The organism is Spirosoma aerolatum (genome assembly GCF_002056795.1).
In the GTDB taxonomy this organism is placed as follows: Bacteria; Bacteroidota; Bacteroidia; order Cytophagales; family Spirosomataceae; genus Spirosoma; species Spirosoma aerolatum.
In genome coordinates this window covers 4829537-4845720 of the sequence record NZ_CP020104.1, presented here as the reverse complement: position 1 = coordinate 4845720, position 16184 = coordinate 4829537, and the positions used below count along the sequence as shown (strand labels likewise).

Genomic DNA, 16184 nt, shown 5'->3' with positions numbered 1-16184 from the left:
ATCCTCTGTCTCCAGTTGTTGACTGAAAGACTGGGGTTGCCACACTATGCGTATATCAGCGATTCGCCTGTTACCAGAAAATGCACACCGAATAAATAGATAAGGCTTACTGGTATAGGGCTGGTGCTGGCCCGATTTGTTCGAGTAAACCCCACCATACAGGCTCTACGTTCGCCTGGGGTAGTTAAGCTGTATCACTGGGTCATTCATTTGTTGGGGATTAATGTCCCGTAGGATCTGATCTGTTGGCGGTGGCTTTACATGGTATTAACCGTCATAGTTGGTACCAAAGTAAATACACCGTGACTTCACCATAACTTTCACTGATTATGAAAATAGTGCATTACATACTACAACTGAATTTAAGTAATTTGTTGAATTTGAGAGGGGCAATTCGGCTTCACTTCCTCTATGTTGCGGTTTTAGGGCTGTTACTAGCAGGATGTACCTCTACCATTGATGTAGAACCAGTTAAGCCGAACACGGTTTCCAATTATTCCGCTGATTTTCTACGTGAGTGGTTTTCGCTCGAATGTAGGATTGTGAAAGAAACGGCGGGTTTTTTACCGCCACAGGCTTCGCGGGCCTTTGGGTATGTAGGTATAGCAGCCTACGAGTCGGTGTATAGTGGGATTCCGAATGCAAGCCCCCTTGCCGGACAAATCAATCAACTCGTGCCTGCCAGTATGCCCAAAGCATCACCAGATTATATACGGTACCATTGGGGGATTGTGGTCAATGCGGCAGTCGCGGATATGATGCGGAATATGTTCGGCAAGAACTTAAGCGAAGCTAACCTGAAAAAAATAAACGATCTGGAAGCCCAAAATCTGGCCAATTTCACGGCCACGATTAACAAGCCCCTCGCCGATCTTTCTGAGCAACATGGGAAGGCTATAGCGCAGGCGATCTACGAATATTCTAAGACCGATGGTGGGCACGACTCTTATCTGAACCCTTTTTCAAAACCGTATACCCCAGTTACCGGTGTGGATAAATGGGTGCCAACCGATGCCAAAAATCTGACGCCGTTAAGCCCTTATTGGTACAAATGTCGTCCCATCGTTGCATCTAACATGACGTTTGGTAGTCCTTCGAAACCGATTGCCTTCTCAACGGATAAAACATCGAATTTCTATAAGCAGGCATTAGCCGTTTACAATCAGGTTAAAGGCAATACTGCTGAGCAGGTTGATATCGCCAAGTTCTGGGCCGACGATCCGTTTGCCACCTGTACACCTACCGGTCACACGTTTAATATTATGACGCAGTTGCTGGAAGAAACCAATGCTACGCTTGAAAAAGCAGTAGTCGGTTATGCTATGTTAGGTATTGCGGAGATCGATGCATTTATCGCCTGTTGGAAAGCGAAATACGACTACTCGTTGATCCGGCCAGTTTCATACATCCAGAAGTACATTGATCCTAATTTTCAGACTGTAATCGGTACACCAGCGTTCCCGGCCTATACCTCAGGACACGCCACCGAAATCGGTGTGGGTGAACGAATCTTTATAAAGCTATTTACGAATGGAGACGGGAACTATGCGTTCACCGACCGTTCGCAGGTACAGCATGGGTTTCAGCCAAGGAAGTTTACCAATTTTACGGCGATGGCTCTGGAATGTGCTAATTCCCGTCTATATGGTGGTATTCACTACGATATGGACAATCAAAATGGCTTGTTGATGGGACGAGGTATTGGCGACAATGTTATAAAATCGATTCAGTGGCCACAAATGATAAAATAACAGAATGAACAGGAACACGGCTCTTGGATTTGTACTTATAGGCTTCGCGGTTGGCAACTGCCAGAAAATCCAGCAATCGCAGCTAGATCGCGATGCCCAACTCATGGCAACATTGGAATGCGAGGCCCGCCAATTGAAAAATGAACGATTTAAGGCGGCCAACGATATTCGTTTTATGGAGGATTCGTTAGCAAAACACAACATACAACTTACGTCTGCCCAAAGTATCAAGATCGATTCAGTCAAAGAAAACTATACACTGCGTACGGGACAACTGGCTGAGAAAATCACGAAAACAATGGATAGTCTCTATGCTGCGACTTATCAACACCCGGAAGAACGTCAACAACTTGACGATGCTGTAGAAAAGGTTTTACAAACGATTTGTCATTGAGTGAAGCCCTCTTCACTCAATGACCTTATAAATTACCGCTCAGCAATTGCCTTGATCTGATTCAGGAAATCATCCATACCATTGAGCGAATGGGTGTAGCCTGCTTCTGATGAAAAGCCTTGCTGAGTCCAGGTGAATTCAGCAAGGTTTGCCCCTTTTTCAGCAATTTGGTAGGTGACTGTAGCGTAGTTCTCGGGTTTATCGTCCAGGCCCGAAAAACCGCTCCAATAGCTATAACTTAGTAATTGGTTGGGTACATTTTTCAGAATAATACCCTTGTCGCGATAGTGTTGATTTTCGTATTCGCCCTGAAAAATAATCTCGCTGCCAATGGCCCAGCTGGTAATTGTTTGGGTGCCGAACAGGTATTCCTGAATAAGTGCTGGGTTGGTTAGTACTTCCCAAACTCGGGCGGAGCTAGCGTAAATGTCGATGGATTTAGATACGATTAGGTCTTGTCGCATGGCGTTTCAATTGATTTACGCCAAAGTTGCATCGGCTGGCTGACAACCCTATGTCAGTAGGTTTCGGGTGAAGCTTTTTAGCTGAATGCCAGGATTGGTAAGGGGTATAGAACAAGTTTGTTGACCTTTTCGGGGGCTTTTCAGGTAATGATAGAGCAGGGTTTCGCCTGAAAGATCATCGATTTACCCCACAACTGGATGGGCTGAATAATGCGCCTGGAGTTCATCGACCTGTTTTTGAATCAGTGTCCGAAGCGATTCCGACTGTTCGATAGTTACCGCATTGCCATACATGAGTAGCCAGCGAGCCAATCCCTCCAGGTAAGGTGTTTGAAAAACCATACGAACCTGATCGCCAAGGTCTTCTTCATGCTGAAAGCCGTATGCGTACCGTTCTTCCAGCATGAAGCGGATCATGGATTTTGGGAAGACAACTGTAGCCTCAAAAATTTCCCAATCTTTACCCATCCGATTAAGATAATCCTGCAACGACAAGCGTTCAGGTCGGGCGAATCGCTGGCCTGTGTTGGTCAGTTCGCGAATCCGATCGACCCGGAAATCACGATAGTCCTGACGGGTTCGACAAAAGGCGATCAGGTGCCAGCTCATCCGGTAATGATGAAGTCCGACAGGTTCTACTTCCCGTTCCGTTTCAGCATCGTTGTATTGCGAATGATACCGTAGCAACAGCACGTTGTTCTGCGCAATAGCATGTTGAATATGGGTCAATAAACCATCCGAATAGGGTTGGCGATGCCTTGGTTTGGCTACGGCGATATGCGCATCCAGATCGTCCAGTCGCTCCTGATCGGTGCGTTTCAGAACGGATTTGATTTTGTACAAAGCCGATTCAAACTCAGTGCGGACGGAGGCATCGGCCCACTTTTCAATCAGTTTACTGCCCATAAGCAATGCGCTGGCTTCAGCACTGGTAAACATTACTGGCGGCAAGTGGTAATCGGTCAGAAAATAGCCAACACCCGCTTCAGCCCCAATTGGAACGCCTGCTTCTTCCAGCGATCGTACATCCCGATACACTGTTCGGAGGCTAATGCCAAAGCGGTCGGCAAGCTCCTGAGCACGCACAACCCGTTTGGTTTGTAGATGAATCAGAATGGCAGTCAGGCGGTCAAGGCGGTTCATAAAAGCAACAATTGGAATGACTGGCGCAAATTACGACGGATGAGTTAAATAGTGTTTCGGACTATTCTGAGGATTCTATTGTTTCTTTTGGTTCTTTTGCAGCTACAAACCGGGAGGTAGGGCAATCAAGTCTGCACGCTCCAGATAAACAACTATATAACAGAACCCAATTGCATGAATAGCATCCACAACAATACCCATCGCCATCGTTTCGAACTGGAAACGGATGGTAAGCTATCTATAGTAGAATACCAGAAAGTAGATGGTGAAACATTGGCGCTCGTCCATACCGAGGTCGATCCTAGTCTGGAAGGGCATGGGATTGGTTCAAAATTAGTAGAGGGTGTTTTCGAATACATTGAACAGCATGACCTGAAAATTGTACCGCTCTGCCCATTTGTGAGCGCGTACCTGAAACGCCATCCCGATTGGAACCGAGTCGTATCAACCTCTTTTACGGGTACCGGCTTTTAATGATTCCGACACGTTGCCTGGTATTGACTGGGGTTTTACTCGTTTCTGTAAGTTGGTCTGCGTTTGGCCAGCTTACAGGCTATCGTATATTGGTAGGACTTACTACCCGTAAGCCGGAGCAGGTCGTGCTTCGGGTTTGGAAACAGGATTCCCAAACCCGTTATCTGGTCCTCAATCCGCAGACGCTCCAAACATCGGTCGTGGCGCTATTGCCTGATGGAGTTCGAGAATTGCCCTGGTTGTCGGTTATGCAGCAGGTAAGCCAGACCGCTTATGGCAAAGCGATGCAGATGGAGCAGAAGCGGGATATAAACTTGCAGGATGCCGGTATTGAACGAACCGACACAACCGAACGGGGGTTTAGCCTTACCATCGACCTGTGCCCATCGACCAAACCGTTGACCCGCTCGGTTTTTGAACAACTCATCCAGGCATTTGAGCCGGAAGAAAAGCCCATCCCCATTACGATTACCATTACCGGACTCTGGATGGCGAATCACCAGCAGGATTTAGCTTATCTGAAAGGTCTGGTGAGTCGGGGTGAACTGGCCATTACCTGGGTCAACCATTCGTACCATCATCGGTATAATCCGCGCTTACCCCTTCAAGCCAATTTCCTGCTTGAAGCATCAACCGATCTCAATGCAGAAGTGCTGTTGAATGAGCAGGCCATGTTGCAGAACGGGTTGACGCCTTCCATCTTCTTTCGGTTTCCGGGGCTTGTATCTGATAAAGCCGTTTTTGATCGAATTCTTGCGTTTGGTCTATTACCCATTGGCAGCGACGCCTGGCTGGCTAAAAATCAGCAACCCAAACAAGGGAGCCTGGTTCTCATACACGCGAATGGCAACGAACCACTTGGTATCACCGATTTTATTACGCTAATCCGAAAAAAATCGGCTTCTATTGAGAACAAGAGCTGGCTGCTGTATGACTTGCCCGCCAGCGTGGCGAAGGAGAAATAAAGGGCTGGCATCTGCTTATGGCATTCGCTTTTCCATCTCTTCTATTTTCTCTCGTAATTGTCGGACCTCGCTGATCAGCTTTTGAATGTCATTGTCGGTTTGTTCCTGCTCATTTCCGACAAAGAAATTAGCAACATAACCCGTAAACGTACCGAAGAGACCAACACCCGCAATCATTAGAACAGCCGCGATCAGTCGACCGGCGCTGGTAATGGGAAATCGGTCGCCGTAGCCAACGGTGGTAATCGAAACGAACGCCCACCACAAGGCATCGGATGGGGTTTTGATATTGGCATCGGGAACCCGTTCGACGTACAGAATGGCGATGGCCCCGAAGATCATAAGTAATAAGGAACTGAGCAATACTACGGCCAGGGTTCCATTGGCACGGTCCCGGAAAAAGTAATTTAGAAAGCCCCGAATGGAACGAAAAGCCCGAACCATCCGCAGAATTCGAATGATACGCACTAACTGGCCCAGCCGACCCCAATCGAAAGCTGGAATACTTGACAGCAAATCGATCCAGCCCCAGCGCAAAAATTCCCATTTGTTGGGGGCCAGATAGAGCCGTAAAAAAAAGTCGTATAAAAAGTACAGACAGATGCCCGTATCAATCTGATCGAGTAATTCTCCGGTAGTTTTGCGTATCGGAATCAATTCCCGAACGAGTAGGGCTAAGACAACATATACCGATAGCACCAGCATGATGATCTGATGCAGGCGTACTTTCGACAAAGGCGGTTTGGAAGCCTCTTTCATGATTTTGGCGGCAATGGGGGATGAAAAGGCGAAATTCGCTCTTTCTTCCTGATCCACCGCCAAATATCCGTTGCAATAGCTGGGTAAATATTGAGCCCTAGGCTGTAATAACTCCCGTTGAAATTCTGGTTGATAGCCGTCTGAAAGACCGAAACCCGGTAGCCAATCTGTGCGCTCAGACCAAACCAGCGTGTGGCTTTCCATTGCCCATACACACCCGCCTGGAGCGGAACCAGAAAATCCCGTTTGGTTCGGTCAATAGGGGTTTCTTTCGTCAGATCGAGCGGAAGCGCGTAGGCCACGCCCCCGCCCAATTCAATGGGAATACTGACGGTCCATTGCTGATTTTTGGTGATATTGAACCAGTACATCATGCTTATAAACCACATATCCGTGCGGGTATAATAAGCCAGATTAATGCGTCGGGCGGCATTCCGTCGCCAGTCGATCAGGCTCAGGTAAGAGGCATAGCTGATCCAGTAATATCCCAGCGTGATTTGGTGGCGTTTCTTTCCATACTCGATACCCGCATTAACCCCCCAGACATTGACGTGCTGTTTTTCCAGAAACGAATCGCGAAAGTCGACATTGAAGGCTGGGCGGATACGCGGCCGTCGTGGCTGTAACGTATCCGCCGTTGCCGATGAATCGGTCGGAGGAAGACATAATGAACAGGCTACAAGTAGAACTGCGACCATAATCGATACTAACCTAAAAACGGCGGTTGTGGTTACAGAGATTATCGGTTATTGCTTCCATTGTGGGTGAGGCAATAGTAAGGAAAAATAACTATTGAGATCAGACTTTCTTTTTAAGGGAGAATTAATAAGGCTTTAACAACTCCTTAACGGCCAGAGCGGTATTTGCTACCCTAATCAGTCGGGTAAAATTAATCCGCTATCTTGAGTATGTTCCGTTTTCGATTCTATTACGCCTGCTTTCTTAGTGCTTTCCTGCTGGGGCTGGGCGTAGATTCACCGTTGCTCGCCCAAACAGCCGCAATACCAGCCGATACAATTCGACAAAGTTTACCCCAGCTTGAACAGTTGTTTCTGGAACGAAATTTTCAGCTACTCGCTCAACGTTACCAGATCGATATGGCCGATGCTGCTATTACCCAGGCTGGCTTGCGGCCAAACCCGAATCTGTGGTTTCAGGGTAACCTGTACAACCCGCAAACGCATAAAGTCCTTCCGTTTGGCCGTCCGTCGCAGGCCGATATCGACGCCGGGATTTACAACAGTGGGTACTATGCCGTACAATTGCAACAGGTTATTCAACTGGCAGGCAAGCGTAGCAAACTAGTCGCTTTGGCCGAAAGTAATAAATCGCTGGCTCAACTGGCCTTTCGCGACCTGATGCGGACATTGCATTATCAGCTATACTCGACCTACGCCAACCTGTATTATGATTTGCAGGCATTACGTGTGTTTGAAGACGAACTTGCGCGACAACAACGGCTGCTCGAATCGTATCGGATTGCCCTCCAGTCGGGTGGGGTGGCTCCTTACGAAGTTACCCGGTTGGAAGTAGCTCTTCGTGACCTTCAGGCGAACGAGGCCAACTACCGCACTCAGATTGCCGATGAGCAGGCTACATTACGGGTGTTGCTGCGTCAGCCCGCCCAAACGTTCATTTTGCCTACCGAATTGCCGGCTCTCCAGAGTACGGCTCCACCCCTGGCAACAGCGCTAGATTCTGCTCAGGCTCATCGGCCCGATATTGCTATTTCGCAGGAGCAGATCAACAATGCTCAGCGTAGCCTGACTTTGGAAAAAGCACGACGCACCCCCGATCTGACAACAGGTTTGCTGTTTGAGAAATACGGGAATGCCTATGTGAATTTTCTGGGTTTTCAGGCATCGATGGATTTGCCCGTTCACAATCGGAATCAGGGAGCAATCCGGTCGGCCGAAACGAATCTGAAGGCGGTAACGAGTGGGTTAGATAATCAGCAGGTAGTGGTTCAAAGCGATGTTCTGAATGCCTACGACAAGCTAAATACCTATTACGCCCAACTTAACGAACGGCCCGACGGCTATCTGGACCGGATTCGGAATATTTCGATTGAAGCCACAAAAGCGTATAATGCACGTATGATTGGCCTGCTCGATTATCTGGATAAAATAAAGACATACCAGCAGGCTCAACTCAATAACATTGACCTGATGAACAACCTCTTTCAGTCGCAGCAGTTGGTCAATTACGTAACCAATACGAAATTCTTCTAGCGGGAAATTGTCAAAAGTAGTCAGGAATGGTTACGTCTTGACACAGACATATACTACAACACGTAACCATCCCTGACTAGCTTCGTTTTACCGCCAGTAACCTGGCATCCAGACGTATCCACGACGACGGAGCGACCAGTGACCGGGCACCCATATGGCTCGTGGGCGAGGGGGAGCTACCCAATAACCGCCCTGCCAGCGATACCCCTGCCCATACGGAGCCCAATTATTCCGAACCCAGATGTGCCGGGGCGAAGGGGCAGGTGGACGAGCGATGACGACACGGGGAGCTGCAGGTCGGTGACGAACATAAATCTGAGCATTCGCATACGCTATTGTGCTCATGAACAGGGCAGTAAACAGCAGACTTTTTAAGGCGATTTTCATAACGAACGTAAGTTAAGGTCGACTTAAGCCTAAATGCATCAGCGTACGAGTTTTCATTCAGGCTGACGTCAACAGGTTATTTACTCTGTTTTGTTCATTAGAGTAACTAACACCAGACAGGTTTAAAAGGGTTTGGGACGTGTCATTAAAAAATTAAGGTTAGTGAACGCATAATCTAGAATTGCGTCCACTAACCTTAATTTTTTAATCAAAAATGTTAGGCTTCAACCTTCGACTCAACAACAGCGTTTTGTTGTGCCCGTAATTGCTTCGTTGTTTTTCGTGAACCATCGTGACTCCAGCCGGGAGGGCCGAAAAGATAGCCTAACGCATCCCCGACCGAGTGGGACCGACGTAGATCCTGTCCGATTGATACCCACTCATGAAATGCAATTCTGACCGGATTATGGGTATCAATATTTGTGGTCAGCCCGTAGGTAGGACGATGACGCTCCTCCTGAAAAGTACCAAACAGCCGATCCCAAATGATGAGAATACCCGCATGGTTTTTATCGAGATAATCCAGATCGGAACCGTGGTGTACGCGATGATGCGAAGGCGTATTGAAAATAGCTTCAATCGGGGCTGGAAACTTATTGATGAGTTCGGTATGAATCCAGAACTGATACAGCAAACTAATCGACTGCATAGTCATGATCGCAATGGGCGGAAAGCCAATCAGAGGTAACCACAGCCAGAAAACGAAAGCACCTGACAGATTGCCTGTCCAGGTTTGGCGAAGTGCTGTGCCCAGATTATATTTCATGGAAGAGTGATGCACAACGTGCGATGCCCAGAAATATCGGCTACTATGGCTGATTCGATGGAACCAGTAGTAGCTGAAATCTTCGGCAAAGAACAAAATCGCCCAGGCCCACCAGTTGGTCATGTCTATCGTAAACAGCCGAAATTGATAGACTAGCGTAAACGCGCCAAACACCAGAGCTTTGCCAATTAACGCACTGATGATGACATTTCCGATTCCCATCGACAAACTGCTGGCCGTATCCTTGGTAACGTAATAATCTTTCTGCTGTTTGACCGTCACAATTATCTCAGCAACTAGCAGAATCACGAATCCTGGAATGGCAAGTTGAATTAAATCTCTCATATTTAATCTTACTTTCATGCAAGTTACAGCCTTAACGTGTGCTTGTCAACTAACAGGATGTAGTTTGCGATTTCCGTTTACGGTAGACTGATATAGGGCTTATAGGCTCGTTAACTTTCCGTGAGCAGTAAACAGAAAACCATTCAACACGATTACCCTATTTTCTTCGTAATTTGGACGCTTTAGTAGCTTTCATCATCCATGATTTCATTCGATACCATCCTTGAGGCTCACGACCGTATCCGGCCTTATATTCACCGCACTCCCGTATTGACTAATCAAACTATCAATGAGCAGGCAGGAGCCAATCTGTTTTTTAAGTGCGAGAATTTTCAGAAGATAGGGGCGTTTAAAGCGCGGGGTGGCCTGAATGCCATATTGCAGGTGGTTCAACACCAGGAAGGGAAAGCGATCACAACGCATTCATCGGGTAACCATGCCCAGGCGGTAGCGTTTGCCGCTCGACAGGTTGGACTTCCGGCTTATATCGTCATGCCCCGAACGGCCCCAAAGGTCAAAAAAGAGGCTGTGCTGGGGTATGGTGCCGAAGTGATTGAATGCGAACCAACGCTCGATGCCCGGGAGGCAGGTGTGCGGGAGGTGATGGAACGAACCGGAGCCGTACTGGTTCACCCCTTCGATGATGATCGGGTTATTGCCGGGCAAGCCACTGTCGCAAAAGAACTGATCGAAGATGCGGCTGACCGCCAAAGCGTGTCCTTTGATACCATTCTGGCTCCCGTTGGTGGGGGAGGTTTGTTAAGTGGTACGGCCCTGGCAACCTATTATCTGTCGCCTACTACACGGGTTATTGCCGGAGAGCCCGAAGGCGCGGCCGATGCCATAGTGTCGTTCAGAAGCGGCCGGATTGAAAAAGCACCGTATATCAATACGATTGCCGATGGCCTGATGACTACATTGAGCGAACGAACCCTGGCCATTATTCGGGCGCACGTTGCGGATATTTTGACCGTTTCGGATGCCGAAATTAGTGCCGCTATGCGATTGGTTTGGGAACGGATGAAAATTGTAATCGAGCCATCAAGTGCAGTACCGTTAGCTGCTGTACTGAAACACAAAGACCAGTTTTCGGGGCAAAAAATTGGCATTATTATAACAGGGGGCAATGTCGATTTAGGGAAATTACCGTTTTGACTGGCAGTGCATTTTGTTGTTTTCATGAAAAGTTGAACATATTGGATTGATTCTAAAAGTAGAATACAAGTTCAGCGTAGTTTTAGAATGGATTAACCTCCAGCCATGCGCTCAACGTTTCGCTTTTTATTGGTTTATAGCTTTGCCTTGATTTTACCTTTCGCCTGTATTTACCCGGAGGAACTAGCTCAATACGGTACGGCGACCATCCTGATCGTCGATGGAACAATTACTAATCGGGCCGAACCGCAGATAATTACATTGAAGCGAGCGCAAGCTGATCGGCTAACTGGCCAATACAGTACCGTTCCAGTGACCCATGCCACAGTATCCGTGGTAGTCGACTCGATTCAAACCATCGAATGCCATGAAACGATTGATGGTACTTATCAGCTACCCAGTGATTTTAAAGGGCAGATTGGCCATGCCTACCAACTCCAGTTCACCCTTACGGACGGAAGCCAGTATCGGTCCACTCAACAGATAATGTCGGCCGTCGCACCCATTGCGGGTGTACATGTGGCCTTCAACCCGAACAGTTTATCGTCAACCCAGCTAAAGGGCTATACGGCAGCACACGACATCGTTATCGATACCCAGGATCCCGTCAATGAGCATAACTATTACCGCTGGGAGTGGAAACTATGGGAGCGCCAAAATTGGTGTCATAGCTGTCGGCAGGGGGTTTATGCCGTTTACAAAGTGCTACCAAACGTGTATAAAGATCGCGACTACTTTGTAACAGGTACCGAGTTGTATGAAGATTGTTTTAGCCCCCAAGTCGGAAAGGCGGGTGAAGAGGCCCCGGAAGTGCCGAACGAAGACTGGATTTATGATTACGGATGTCGTACACCTTGCTGGCAAATCATCTATGGTTACGACATCGTTGTGCTCGATGATAAATTTAGTAATGGGGCCCTGATCAGTCAGCAGCGGGTAGCTCAGGTGCCTTTTTATGATTATGCGCCCGGTCTGGTCGATATCCGCCAATATTCATTAACTGCGGATGCCTACCAATATTATAAACGCTTCCAGGAACAGACTCAGCACACGGGCGGGCTGGCCGACACACCCCCAACGGCTTTGGTGGGTAATATTCATCAGGTAGGCCGTCCACAAGTGGGCGTTGTTGGGTATTTCTCGGCGTCGGCAGTTTCACTGGTTCATTACTGGCTGGATCGAAAAGATACGCAGGGCGTACTGGCTTACGGCGCAACAGCTCCTTTTGATACCACTCGACGCCCTGGGGCATACACACCTACTGGCGATGGCCTTTTTTTCGCCATTAATGGTCGTCAGCCTAATCCTGAGCCATCGCCACCGTACCTGAAAGATCGGGATAAAGCCAAAGTTCGGCTTTGGCCTAATGCCGATCGGCCCCCACTGGCGCCTTGTTTACAAACCGATCATCAAACCCCTTTTAAACCGGAAGGCTGGCGGGATTAGGCCATTATTTGGTAGCGATGTAAAAGAAATCAAGACTTCCGGCCGGGTCCTGACTTACCTGATAATCGGTGTAATTTATTTGAGCAGCTAGGCCATCGGCCTGGAGGAGTCGATTTCGGTTCAGACGATTCATCAGATCGTAAGGGACTTGCAGGAGTCGGCGAGGAAGCCGGTATTGCAAATTAAAAATATCGAATCGGGTCAGTTTTTTAACCGACTCTTTATTTTGTTCATAGTAGGTCATCACCTTATTGTTACCATGTATGCCCTTCGTCTCGATCGTAGGGAAGTATTTAGTGATTAACGCTTTCAGGCCATCGGCGTAATATTCCCGTACGTGCCAGGGGTTGCGGGTGAGTGAGAAACTTTTGTTGACCGTTGTGAGGAGCAGTTTGCCGCCGGGTTTCAGTACGCGATAGGCTTCTTTCACAAACAAATCATCGTTCTCAATATGTTCGATCACCTGAAACGTTACAATGTAATCGAACGTATTATCTGCGAGGGTACGCAATGGAGGAATGTTTGCCGAAATAAATGTCGATTGAGGATATTCGGCTTGTAGGGCGTTGATCAGTTCCTGATTCTTATCAATACCCGTATAATGATTGGCCGCTTTGGTGAGCAATTCGAGTCCCCGGCCCCAGCCGCAACCGATTTCGAGTACATTACCGCTGACCATCTGAGCTGCTTCAACATACGGAAACAGTAAGCGCTGATGAACGGGATTATCGGAGGCTATTTCGGCGGAGGTTATTTCTGTAGTTTTGTACATGATCTAAAAGGGACGCGGGCCTGAACCTGTACCCGGCGGCTATTGCAATTGAATCGACAAAATTACTCTTTTGTAAACCGAAAGAAAAATGATAGGGTATATAAGTCGAACAACCCTGTTTTTTCGTTATTAGTAAACTGAAATCCCAGACATAAATCTGGAACGCATTTGCGGAACAAAACATTGACCATATTCGTCTGACTGGTTGGTCCGACATCCACGTTTGTTTATGCGAATTCTGTCTTTTTTACTTTTACTTGGTTTGTTGTCTGGCTGTGTCAGCAACAAAAAGAAGGAACAGGCACGTGTTAATGCGGCCTACGATGCCCGCACCGAAGCACAGCGAAATCAACCCAGCAAACCGACGGTTCGTGTTGGCGAATCGCAACGGGTTGATGGAACGGCTCAACCAGCCGATTCGCGTCCGGCAACAGTACAAACACCGGCTCCGGTGAAGGCTGCCGATGGTTCGGCCATTGGTACGGGCCCCGCTATGTCGATGAAAGGCGGGGAATGGGTAGTGACTTCCATCAAGGGTAAGTTTCTATTTATCGACTCGTCGACAGTACGGGTGTACATGGATCTCACGGCCAAAACCCCAATGGGAGATGCTGTTCAGAAACCCAGCGATTTTGTTGAGCATTTTCAGATCGCTTACGTTATGTATCCCGACTACAACAACCGTGAGCGATTGGGCTATTCAACAGTGCCATTATCGACACAGAACGTGGGGGCCGCTTCTGATCACCTGACGTTGACCTTTGACGTAAAACGGCCGAAAGGCGTGGCCAATGCTGTCTTATTGACGGAAATTACCGAAACGATGAACGGTACGAAGGCTCGTAATGACCTGTCGTTACGGTTTACCGGAACCAAACTGAGTGATCGGGTCACCCTCTTCGATAAGCAGGGCGTTCAACCCCAGTTGCGGAATTTTGCCAATGTAGGCGACACCATCATTCTTCGGGATGTTAACGGGACCAATAAGCCGCTATATGGCGTTCGGTACCGACATGATTTTGATGCCGCTTCGTCGCCCATGAACACATCGCCCAAGCCGACAGCCAAATCGCTGGACGTCGATTCAACGCTGACGATCACTACGAATCAGCCATTTGTGTTACCGCGTGAAGGCCTGTATTACTTTGTGGAAGATACTACGGATGCCTCTGGAATCGGGCTGGTAGTTGCTGACAAACGCTTCCCGAAACTGACCCGTCCCGAAAAACTGATCAAGCCTGTACTTTATATGAGTACCAGCACCGAAATCAGTGAATTGAATCAGGCGCAGGATACTAAAAAGGCATTTGATAAATATTGGTTGAGCCTGATGGCAGGCAATGAAGAGGTGGCCAAACGGACATTAAAAGCTTATTTCGACCGGGTGGAAGAAGCGAATCGCCTGTTTACCACCTATAAGGAAGGCTGGAAGACCGATAAAGGTATGATTTACATCGTACTGGGGCCGCCCGATCGGGTACAACGGAACCGGGAGCGGGAAGTATGGGTTTATAATCGCCGGGCTAATGTTTCGGAGGTGAATTTTACGTTCACCAAAAAGCCTAACCAGTTCGTAGAAGATCATTATGAGTTGGTGCGCTATATCGAATATCAGCCAATTTGGTATCCGATTGTTGAAGCATGGCGAACCGGCACCATCCGTGATTAAAGTGTATGATATAGGGTGTATGATGTATATATGTGTATCAGCCTTCATCATATATCTTGTATCATACATCATATATTGAAATAATGCCCCAGCAATTCAAGCGTAATTTTCGTCCTTGTCCTCAATTTCGTCCACAGCCCGACGAAATGGTATTTGGTATTCAGTCAGTTATCGAAACATTACGTTCCGATCAGCAGATTGATAAACTCTACATGGAAAAGGGGCTGAGCAATCCTGACATCCAAAACCTGGCTTTTCAGAATCGGGTAACTATTCAACGCGTACCGGTCGAAAAGCTGGATCGAATGACCCGCAAGAACCATCAGGGCGTAATATGCCTGGTCGCTCAGGTTCAGTATGTTAAGCTGTCGAACGTGATTGCGGATGTCTATGAACGGGGTGAACAGCCGTTTATCTTATTGCTGGATCGAATTACCGATGTACGAAATTTCGGAGCTATTGCCCGTACGGCTGAGTGTACCGGGGTGCAGTGCATTGTTATTCCGGGTCGTGGTGCGGCAGCGATTAATTCCGATGCTATGAAAACCTCATCGGGTGCCTTGAACCATATTTCGGTATGCCGGGAGCCCGAGTTGACCGAAACGGTAAAATACCTTCAGGAAAGCGGTATCACGGTAGTCGCCTGTACTGAAAAGTCGAGCCGCGATTTGTACGAGCGCACTACCGATCTGACCGGTCCGATTGCCGTAATCATGGGTTCGGAAGAAGATGGTATATCGCCCGAACTACTTCGAATGGCCGACGCTCATGTGAAGATTCCACTCCTTGGTGCCGTTGGGTCGCTCAATGTGTCAGTGGCTACAGGGGTAATCTTATACGAAGCCGTGCGTCAGCGGAGTTTGCAGGTATCGGTTTAATAATCGAATTAGGTAAAGTCTTATTTATAAAAAAGGCGTTCCAAATAAATGGAACGCCTTTTTTATGAACGAATTGACTGGGGCACGATTAAGACTTTTTAGTCGTCTTTTTAGTCGTGGTTTTCTTGGTTGTGGTTTTCGAGCCACCATCGAGCGAATTAATCCAGACGGCCAGTTTCATGGCGTCTTCCTTCGGTACCTGTGTCATCGGAGCCATTGGCGGATAACCTGGCCAGTGCGATGGAACAGGGTTATAAATCAGCTTCACAATTTCCTCGTTCGAATAGTTCTTCTTTGCTACATCGGCATAGGCTGGACCGACCAGTTTTTGGTTGGGGCGGTGACAGGCAATACAGGTGTATTTGGTCATCAGGGCGTTCATATCTGCCGGAATATCGGCTGGCGCCTGAGCGTTAGCATCGAAGGAGGCTACGGCCAGCGAAGCCGAAGCGATAAGAAGGCCAAAGAATTTTTTCATAAGAATCGGTAAGCGATAAATGGAAAAAACGAATTTTATTACGTTACAAGGTCAGTCGCGCAAAAATAGATGGTTTCGAATGATAACCCAATTTTGGCTACGGTTTT

At 47.9% G+C, this 16184-nt stretch carries 17 protein-coding genes; 9 read left to right on the top strand and 8 right to left on the bottom strand.

Features of this window, described 5'->3' with window-relative positions:
• Positions 1 to 329 precede the first annotated feature (329 nt).
• Complete coding sequence (locus B5M13_RS20150) at positions 330 to 1751, top strand: vanadium-dependent haloperoxidase (RefSeq protein ID WP_080057373.1); 1422 nt, start codon at positions 330 to 332, stop codon at positions 1749 to 1751.
• A 4-nt stretch (positions 1752 to 1755) separates the two neighbouring features.
• Positions 1756 to 2145 carry a hypothetical protein gene (locus B5M13_RS20145; RefSeq protein WP_080057372.1) on the top strand — a complete coding sequence of 130 codons (390 nt, stop codon included), beginning with the start codon at positions 1756 to 1758 and terminating at the stop codon, positions 2143 to 2145.
• A 32-nt stretch (positions 2146 to 2177) separates the two neighbouring features.
• Here the strand turns inward: B5M13_RS20145 and B5M13_RS20140 are convergent, their stop codons facing one another.
• Together B5M13_RS20140 and B5M13_RS20135 are read right to left on the bottom strand one after the other, a co-directional pair.
• A complete protein-coding gene (locus B5M13_RS20140) occupies positions 2178 to 2609 on the bottom strand; it encodes an SRPBCC family protein (protein WP_080057371.1) in 432 nt (143 codons plus the stop codon).
• Between the two features lie 183 nt (positions 2610 to 2792).
• Positions 2793 to 3752, bottom strand: a complete 960-nt coding sequence (locus B5M13_RS20135) for a helix-turn-helix transcriptional regulator (protein ID WP_080057370.1) — start codon at positions 3750 to 3752, stop codon at positions 2793 to 2795.
• 174 nt (positions 3753 to 3926) lie between these two features.
• Here B5M13_RS20135 and B5M13_RS20130 point away from each other — a divergent pair, with 174 nt between their 5' ends.
• Together B5M13_RS20130 and B5M13_RS20125 are read left to right on the top strand one after the other, a co-directional pair.
• Positions 3927 to 4226, top strand: a complete 300-nt coding sequence (locus B5M13_RS20130) for a GNAT family N-acetyltransferase (protein WP_080057369.1) — start codon at positions 3927 to 3929, stop codon at positions 4224 to 4226.
• The gene (locus tag B5M13_RS20125; RefSeq protein ID WP_080057368.1) at positions 4226 to 5191 is read left to right on the top strand and encodes a polysaccharide deacetylase family protein; all 966 of its coding nucleotides are present in this window, start codon (positions 4226 to 4228) and stop codon (positions 5189 to 5191) included. Before B5M13_RS20130 ends, B5M13_RS20125 begins: the two co-directional genes overlap by 1 nt.
• A gap of 15 nt (positions 5192 to 5206) precedes the next feature.
• Here the strand turns inward: B5M13_RS20125 and B5M13_RS20120 are convergent, their stop codons facing one another.
• Entirely contained in the window at positions 5207 to 5950 is a 744-nt protein-coding gene (locus B5M13_RS20120; RefSeq protein ID WP_080057367.1) for a potassium channel family protein, read from the bottom strand.
• The gene (locus B5M13_RS20115) at positions 5947 to 6648 is read right to left on the bottom strand and encodes a hypothetical protein (protein ID WP_080057366.1); all 702 of its coding nucleotides are present in this window, start codon (positions 6646 to 6648) and stop codon (positions 5947 to 5949) included. Before B5M13_RS20115 ends, B5M13_RS20120 begins: the two co-directional genes overlap by 4 nt.
• 210 nt (positions 6649 to 6858) lie before the next feature.
• On the opposite strand from B5M13_RS20115, the gene B5M13_RS20110 reads away from it, so the two are divergent.
• A complete protein-coding gene (locus B5M13_RS20110) occupies positions 6859 to 8181 on the top strand; it encodes a TolC family protein (RefSeq protein ID WP_080057365.1) in 1323 nt (440 codons plus the stop codon).
• An 87-nt stretch (positions 8182 to 8268) separates the two neighbouring features.
• On the opposite strand, the gene B5M13_RS20105 is transcribed toward B5M13_RS20110, so the two are convergent.
• Positions 8269 to 8568 carry a YXWGXW repeat-containing protein gene (locus B5M13_RS20105; protein WP_080057364.1) on the bottom strand — a complete coding sequence of 100 codons (300 nt, stop codon included), beginning with the start codon at positions 8566 to 8568 and terminating at the stop codon, positions 8269 to 8271.
• 217 nt (positions 8569 to 8785) lie between these two features.
• A complete protein-coding gene (locus B5M13_RS20100) occupies positions 8786 to 9679 on the bottom strand; it encodes a sterol desaturase family protein (RefSeq protein ID WP_080057363.1) in 894 nt (297 codons plus the stop codon).
• Between the two features lie 201 nt (positions 9680 to 9880).
• On the opposite strand from B5M13_RS20100, the gene B5M13_RS20095 reads away from it, so the two are divergent.
• Both B5M13_RS20095 and B5M13_RS20090 read left to right on the top strand, forming a co-directional pair.
• Positions 9881 to 10834, top strand: coding sequence for a threonine ammonia-lyase (locus B5M13_RS20095; protein WP_080057362.1), 954 nt, complete (start codon positions 9881 to 9883; stop codon positions 10832 to 10834).
• Between the two features lie 105 nt (positions 10835 to 10939).
• The gene (locus B5M13_RS20090) at positions 10940 to 12280 is read left to right on the top strand and encodes a DUF4249 domain-containing protein (protein WP_080057361.1); all 1341 of its coding nucleotides are present in this window, start codon (positions 10940 to 10942) and stop codon (positions 12278 to 12280) included.
• Positions 12281 to 12284: 4 nt separating this feature from the next.
• On the opposite strand, the gene B5M13_RS20085 is transcribed toward B5M13_RS20090, so the two are convergent.
• Positions 12285 to 13052: a class I SAM-dependent methyltransferase gene (locus B5M13_RS20085; protein WP_080057360.1), complete on the bottom strand. Its 768-nt coding sequence runs from the start codon at positions 13050 to 13052 to the stop codon at positions 12285 to 12287.
• A 229-nt stretch (positions 13053 to 13281) separates the two neighbouring features.
• Between B5M13_RS20085 and B5M13_RS20080 the strand changes: the two genes are divergently transcribed.
• The gene (locus B5M13_RS20080; RefSeq protein ID WP_080057359.1) at positions 13282 to 14721 is read left to right on the top strand and encodes a GWxTD domain-containing protein; all 1440 of its coding nucleotides are present in this window, start codon (positions 13282 to 13284) and stop codon (positions 14719 to 14721) included.
• An 83-nt stretch (positions 14722 to 14804) separates the two neighbouring features.
• Positions 14805 to 15599 carry a 23S rRNA (guanosine(2251)-2'-O)-methyltransferase RlmB gene (gene rlmB, locus B5M13_RS20075; RefSeq protein ID WP_080057358.1) on the top strand — a complete coding sequence of 265 codons (795 nt, stop codon included), beginning with the start codon at positions 14805 to 14807 and terminating at the stop codon, positions 15597 to 15599.
• 88 nt (positions 15600 to 15687) lie between these two features.
• On the opposite strand, the gene B5M13_RS20070 is transcribed toward rlmB, so the two are convergent.
• On the bottom strand, positions 15688 to 16077 hold the full coding sequence (locus B5M13_RS20070; RefSeq protein WP_080057357.1) for a c-type cytochrome: 390 nt from the start codon (positions 16075 to 16077) through the stop codon (positions 15688 to 15690).
• Positions 16078 to 16184 lie beyond the last annotated feature (107 nt).